Consider the following 738-nt stretch of genomic DNA (forward strand, 5'->3'; position numbering starts at 1 on the left):
AATCAAAACCACCAGTGTGAACTGGTGGTTTGCTCTGCGGCTGGAAGCCTCTATTACCGGCCTCGGCCTTAAAGGCCCACCGAACAGTTTCCCTTCTGCACCACATTCACTCACTGATTCTAAAGAATCTCTTATTTCTTTTTATTTTTTTGTCCTGTAAACGGATCAAATTCTTCGAATATAGTTAATTGATCTGACATGTAATCTTCTTTTAGCTGATTCCTCATGTATTCTTGTATTTGCTTTCTATTTCGGCCCACTGTATCAACATAGAATCCTCGACACCAAAACTTTCTATTTCCATATTTATATTTCAAGTTGGCATGTCGATCAAATATCATCAAGCTGCTCTTCCCTTTTACATAACCCATAAATTGAGATACACTTAATTTCGGTGGGATACTTACTAACATGTGGATATGATCCGGACAAGCATTTGCTTCATGTATGATCACACCTTTTCGTTCACATAAATCACGTATGATTTGACCTATACTTTTTTTATATTTTCCGTATATTATTTGCCTTCTGTACTTTGGTGCAAACACGATATGATACTTACAATTCCAAGTTGTGTGTGCTAAACTATTCTTGTCCTTCATAGGACTCGCCTCCTTCTTCGGTGAGATTTAGTGGTCGGGAAACCAACTTTATCTTACCATGAAGTGAGGCTTTTTTGTCCCACGCTGAAAGCTTTCCGGAACCCCTCGCATAGCAAGGGGTTTTCAAAAACATTAA

General features: G+C 38.5%; 1 protein-coding gene. It reads right to left on the bottom strand.

From position 1 onward, the window contains the following. Positions 1-131: 131 nt before the first annotated feature. A complete protein-coding gene (gene tnpA / locus AAIB49_RS19915; protein ID WP_343459070.1) occupies positions 132-602 on the bottom strand; it encodes an IS200/IS605 family transposase in 471 nt (156 codons plus the stop codon). Between the last annotated feature and the right edge of the window lie 136 nt (positions 603-738).

It is taken from the genome of Ornithinibacillus proteolyticus (genome assembly GCF_039581225.1).
GTDB lineage: Bacteria > Bacillota > Bacilli > Bacillales > Amphibacillaceae > Ornithinibacillus > Ornithinibacillus massiliensis.

Excerpts from the sequence above, each read along its gene's own strand:
- tnpA (WP_343459070.1), bottom strand. The coding sequence starts at position 602 with ATGAAGGACAAGAATAGTTTAGCACACACAACTTGGAATTGTAAGTAT.